Origin of the sequence: Steroidobacter sp. (genome assembly GCF_016790065.1) — a bacterium.
Classification (GTDB): Bacteria; Pseudomonadota; Gammaproteobacteria; order Steroidobacterales; family Steroidobacteraceae; genus Steroidobacter.
In genome coordinates this window covers 1-5,995 of record NZ_JAEUPY010000586.1, presented here as the reverse complement: position 1 = coordinate 5,995, position 5,995 = coordinate 1, and the positions used below count along the sequence as shown (strand labels likewise).

At 61.6% G+C, this 5,995-nt stretch carries 3 protein-coding genes; 2 read left to right on the top strand and 1 reads right to left on the bottom strand.

Translation table 11 applies throughout. The features are described from left to right. Positions 1–265: 265 nt before the first annotated feature. A complete protein-coding gene (locus JNL55_RS24295; protein ID WP_293860283.1) occupies positions 266–3,403 on the bottom strand; it encodes a BTAD domain-containing putative transcriptional regulator in 3,138 nt (1,045 codons plus the stop codon). Positions 3,404–3,558: 155 nt separating this feature from the next. On the opposite strand from JNL55_RS24295, the gene JNL55_RS24290 reads away from it, so the two are divergent. Both JNL55_RS24290 and JNL55_RS24285 read left to right on the top strand, forming a co-directional pair. Next, entirely contained in the window at positions 3,559–5,079 is a 1,521-nt protein-coding gene (locus JNL55_RS24290; protein ID WP_293860281.1) for a M20/M25/M40 family metallo-hydrolase, read from the top strand. A 159-nt stretch (positions 5,080–5,238) separates the two neighbouring features. Next, positions 5,239–5,995, top strand: a 757-nt coding sequence (locus JNL55_RS24285; RefSeq protein WP_293860279.1) for a hypothetical protein, incomplete at its 3' end; no start/stop codon positions are given.

Here is a 5,995-nt window from a genome sequence, read left to right as displayed (position 1 = left end):
CGGAAGCCGATGCTCACATCGCGAACATCCACCGAGCCGTAGAACGGCTCTTGCTCGGAGCTGAACACGTTCGCATAGGCGTAATAGCCGCCGGTGAGCGCCAGCGCCACGGCCACCGCGGCGCCCACGACCTTGGGTCTAGATAACTGCTTCATATAGAAATTCCCCTCACAGTGACGATTGTCTGCAGCGGCGCCGGGGTGCTCTCCGGGGCGCCGTGCTTTGTGGGGAATAGAATCGACTGCCGCCGAAACTTATCGCTTACTTATTCGAGTTTGAGTTCGGCATACAGCTTTTCGGTGCTGGCTGCGGGCTTGAGCGAGAGCGCAATCGACAGCATTTGGCGCAGCCGCCGATACGCCGCCAGCGCTTCGCTCTTGCGGTCCAGGCGGGCGTAGCAGCGCATCAATCCCTGATAGAACGGCTCGATGATGGGATCGGCATCCAGCCCACGTAGGTAACATTCGATGGCCAGGTCAGTCTGACCTTCCTTCTCCAACGCGGCCGCCACCGAGACCAGCGCATGGATGAATTTACCCCGCAGGCGCTCGCGTGCGGTGACGGTCCAGGGCTCGCTTTCGTCTTCCTTCAAGAAACCGCCGCGATACAAATCCAACAGCGTCTGAGCATTGGCACTGGACGCCTGTAAACACACTTCTTCGAATGCCCACACGTCGGCCCACACGCGATTGCGGTCAATGGAAAACGCCCCGCCTTGCTGAATGACGACTTCGTTGTCGCCGAGCAAAGTACGCAAGCGATGGAGTGCGGCCGTCAGCGAGCGAGCGGCGACGTCCCCTTCTTCATCGGACCAGAACGTATCGAGCAGCAACTGCTCGCGAACGTTTCGGCCACCGAACGCGACCAGCGCCTTGAGCAAGGCCAGCGTCTTCTTCGGCGCCTTGCGCGAAAACTCGAGCGGTTGGCCTTCTCGCAAGATCTCGAACCGACCGAGCGTATGAATGCGCAGCGGCCAAGGCCAGTCGGTGGCGTCGGGCGGCGGCCGAACCGAGTGTTTGCGAATGATGTGAGTGATGTACGCCGTTTCAATTCTTGCAGCGAGCGCCTCCGCCGCAAGACGCGACAGGACCCGAGGCTGCATGCGCAAGACAAACATGCCCTCGTCCATTCGGCTCAGAGGCAAGCCAGTACGCAACCTCTGCCGGCACAGCTCTCGATCCCCACGCAATAGCGCATCGTAGGCTTCGACCAGATCTACCAAGTATTCAAAGTGCGCCAACCCTGTGCCGGCAATCATGCCTCGCACCGGCGCCAACGCATCCACGAACTCCTCCGGTCGTTGCATCTCGGCACACAGCACTGCCAGCAACACATGACCTTCGAAGATCAGTTGGAACAGCCCGCATTCGTGAGCCGCGCTAACTTGCCCTCTCGCAATATCGAGAGCCGCCTCCCACTGCCCGCGATGGCAGGCAATCCAAAGCTGCACGCGTGCCGTCGCCACCTTATCGATCTTTCGGCTTGGCAGCCGATGCTCCTCGATCTTGCGACGATGAATATCGGCTTGCACCAGATCGCCGCGTTCGATGGCACAGAACGCCAGGCCCAGATTGCAGTACACATACAGCGTGGTGAGCGGGATCGAATGCTCGACGCCGAGAGCCAACGCTTGGTTGAATAAAGTCAGCGCTTCCGGATCGCCGCCACGAAACGATGCATGGCCGACCTGCATACACCCCAGCGCAGTGCTAACGGGTGAGAGCCGCGCCGAGCGTCGCAACTCTTCGAACCGAGCCGCCGCTCGGGCGCTCGCCGTGATGTCGCCCATGATGTACAGATGCATGATGACCACGCCTATGGTCATCGCCGCCAGTTCCGGCGGAATCTCTTCATCCAACAGCGCCATGACCCGAGCGGCGCATGCTTGCAACTTACCGCCTTCGGGCCGACGGAAGCCGAGCGCAAACAAATACGCCGTCCGGACCTGCAACTCGGCGATAGGCGATGCAAACGGCGTGGGATCTTTCAACAACGGTTCCAGGCGCTGCAGCCAACCGTCCAACGGCGTGAGGTTGGCGAACTCGTGCATGTAAGTGATCATGATTTCGGCGCACAGCAGACGCTGCCCGACGATGTCGCCGCTCGCCGTGACCTCGGCCAACGCAGCCTCGAAGCGTGTTCTGGCCTCGATTGGATCGACTCGTGATACCGCCGCGCCAGACCAGTAGTTGAGCCACGGGCTCTCGCGCACCAGCTCTACCGGTAGCGCGCCGATCCATTCGCGCAACGCCCCGCCTCGCCCTTGAACTAGCAAGCTCGGCGCGATTTTCAGAATGAGCCGCACCGCCGACTGCATGTCGGCTGCTTGCAGATACAAACGAATCGCATGATCGGCATGACCGGCCCGCTCCAACTGCGCCGCGGCCGCCGACTTCAATTGTTTGAACTCGGCCGGCGTGGTCGACTGCTCCAACTGCAACAGCAAGAAGGCGCGGAACAGATCGTGGTATTGATACACCGGCGGCCGATTACTGCGCCGGTCGACGAACGCGCCTTTGCGATACAGCTCATCGAGCACTGCATCGCTGTCGGTTCGTGCCAGCAACGCGTCCGTCATCTCCGCCGTGACGGTCGGCAAGAGCGCGGTACGTTTCAGAAATTCGCGAGTCTCGGGTGGAGCCGCGTTCAATACTTGGTTGGCAAAGTAATCGAACACTTCTTCGCGCGCGTGCTGCTCATCGCTCCGGCCACCGTTCTGAACGCGTTGGAGTGTCAATGCAATGCCGGCCGCCCACCCATCCGACAGCCGGTGGATTCGCGCCAATGTCGCATCGTCGACCTGAGCGCGAGACGCAACGATGGCGCGCGTTTCATCGAATGACATGCGCAGCTCGGCCCAGTCGATTTCGCTCAGCCGGTCGGACAGCTTCCACGCCGCCAGGTCGCCCGAAGGCGGTGTGCGGCTGATCACCACCACGTTACAACCTTCAGGCACTTCGGCAACCACCCGCTGCATCACCTGGTGCATGGCCGAGCCCACCGGCAGCTCGTGATAGTTATCGAACGCCACCAGGGCGCCGGCCGGCAGTCGGGTGAAGAACTCACGGAAAAAGTGCCGGCAGAAGGCCGCCAGGTCGATGCGATGCTCCGGGGTGAGCACCGGCAACGCGCCCTCCGGCTTCTTTCGAGACGGCGGCAATGTTTGCGCCAGGTAATAAAAGAACGTGCCGATGTCATCGTCGCCGGCATCGATGTGATACCAAATGCAACGCAGCTTACGAGCGTCGATGTAACTGGCCACGAGCGTGGTCTTGCCCGAGCCGGGCGGCGCGGTGATCCAAATCAACGGATGGTCGCGCCGTGTATCCAACAGCGTGAACAAGCGCTGACGATGCACCGCTCGATGCACCTTGGGCCGCGTTAATTTCGCCAGTGCCGCCATGTCACATCCGCTGCTTGCGACAGGCGCGACTATGGCACCGAGCCGGAGCCCAGGTAAATAGTGCCGGGTGGACCGGTCGTGCGGTGGCGATTGCCGGGGATGCGAGGCAGAATCCAGCACAGGACGGAATCGCCACCACTCGGAGTGACCTGCGCATGGCTCAGAACTTTGATCGGCGTGATTTTCTGACCGCTGCCCTGGCCGGGGCCGGTTCGATGATGTTCAGTTCATCCAGCGCATGGGCCGCCGCTGAGCGCTACCCAGCGATTCGCAAGGCCGCCGAAGCAGGCAGCGAAGCCGCCATCAAGCGCATTCAAGACTGGATCGCCCTGCCCTCCATCGCAGCGGAAAATCTCAACATGCAAGAAGGCGCCAAGTACATGGCAAATCTTGCGCGTGACGCCGGCTTCGACGCCGCCACCATCGTGCCCACCGACGGCCATCCCGGCGTGTTCGCCACCATGGACAACGGTGCCAAACGCACGCTCGCTTTATATTTCATGTACGACGTGAAGCAGTTCGATCCCGCGGAATGGTCCTCACCGCCGCTGGCAGCAAAGATCGTCGACAAGCCCGGTTTCGGTCGCGCCATCGTGGGCCGCGGCGCCGTGAATCAAAAAGGACCGGAGGCAACGGTGCTGGCCGCGCTCCATGCCATGCGCGCCGCCAAAGTGAAGCCGCCGGTGAACATCGTGTTGGTGGCCGAGGGCGAGGAAGAAATCGGTTCACCGCACTTTCATCAAGTGGTGCAGCGGCCCGAGGTCTTCGCGGCGCTCAAGAAAGCCGAGGGCATTTTTATTCCAGCCAGCTGGCAGGACGTGAATGGCAGTGTCGCGGTCAATCTCGGCTCCAAGGGCGTGGTCGAGTTGGAGCTGGTGTCGAGCGGCGAGAAATGGGGCCGCGGCCCCAAGGGTGACATTCATTCCAGCATGAAGGCCATCGTCGACTCGCCTGCCTGGCGACTGGTGGCGGCGCTCAATTCGTTGGTGACTCCCGATGGCAATAACTCGGTCATCGATGGCTGGTTCGAGAATGTTCGCCCGCTCACTGCGCGCGAGAAGGAATTGCTCGCGGAGGCAGCGCGCACCGCCGATGAGCAGACTCAGAAGAAACTGCTGGGCGTGAACCGTTGGGTCGACGATCTGCCGTATGCGCAGGCACTGGAACGGCTCGCTTCGCAGCCGACGGTCAACATCGAAGGCCTGGTGGGCGGTTACACCGGCCCTGGCGGCAAAACTATTCTGCCGGGCCGCGCGGTGGCCAAGCTCGACTTACGATTGGTCCCGAATCAAACGCGGGCTGAAGCAGTGAAGAAGATGCGAGCTCATTTGGATAAGCGCGGCTTCACCGATGTCGAGTTGAATGTCACCGGTGGCTACGATCCCACCGAAACCGCCGAAGACAGTCGGATCATTCGCGCCGAGCTGGCGACTTATAAAAGAGCCGGCGTCAAGGCGACGCTCAATCCTCGCTTGGCCGGCTCTTGGCCCGGTGCCGTGTTCACCGCTCCGCCACTGTCGCTGCCCGCCGGCCACTTCGGCCTCGGTCACGGCTCGGGGGCGCACGCGCCGGATGAGTATTACGTGGTCGAGTCGACCAATCCCAAGGTCGCGGGCATTACCGATGCAATGTTGGGCTATGTTGATATGTTCTATCAGATTGCTCAGGTGAGCTGACCGCGCTGGCACCGGCCTCACTCACCGGAGCAATCGTTGGTCCTTTGAGCCAACTTCGCTTGGCTGAGTCGATGCTGGTGGGTTGGTGGGCTTCGGAGCGGCATGCGCTTTAGTTTACGTTCAAGCCTTTCGTTTCTTTCTCTGTGCGCGGTGCTCGCGGTGGCGAGCCCGCGTTCGGCTCATGCGGCGCCGGACGCCCTTGGTAGCTGGAGCATCGAGTCATCTCCAACATCGCGCTTCGTTGCGGTTCATGGCCGGCGTGCCGGTGTCTTCGGCTACTCGGATCAGGGGCTGGAAGTTTGGGCCTATCCCATCCAGGTCGTCGATAACTACAACGTGTCGTTCCGCGCACAGAACGGCACGACCCTCATCGAGGGTCGATCCTTGCTTCGGCGGATTGAATACAGCGCCGAGGCTGTCACTCGCGTTTTCGTTGGGCCCGACTTCGTCGTGCGGGAGAAGTTGTTCGTGCCGGTCGATCAGGCCAGTGCTGTTCTGGTGTATGAAGTGGCAGGCGCACCTGCTGTCGACGTCGTTATTCGATTCAACCCCGTGCTGAATTTGATGTGGCCCGCCGGGATCGGTGGCCAGGAAGCGGTATGGAACGCTGATGCTTCCGGCTATCTGCTCTCCGAGCCGCTACAACGCTACTCAGCGTTGATCACGTCGCCGGACATCATCGCTCACGATGAAACCCCAAATGCGGCGAGGCGGCTCAGCGACTCGCCCGGCCTCGGCTTCACCATTCGCGCCAAGAGCGACAGCGCTGCGCGCGTCGCCATTGCCGGCAGCGCGGGCTCGGCCACAATGGCCAACGCCTCCGAGCCTACTGCGCCGAGCAGCGGCACAAAGTCAGGCACCATAGCCACCGACGGCAATCTGGTCGCTCTGGCCAAGGGACTGCTGAACGAGCATC

Excerpts from the sequence above, each read along its gene's own strand:
- JNL55_RS24295 (WP_293860283.1), bottom strand. The coding sequence starts at position 3,403 with ATGGCGGCACTGGCGAAATTAACGCGGCCCAAGGTGCATCGAGCGGTG.
- JNL55_RS24290 (WP_293860281.1), top strand. The coding sequence starts at position 3,559 with ATGGCTCAGAACTTTGATCGGCGTGATTTTCTGACCGCTGCCCTGGCC.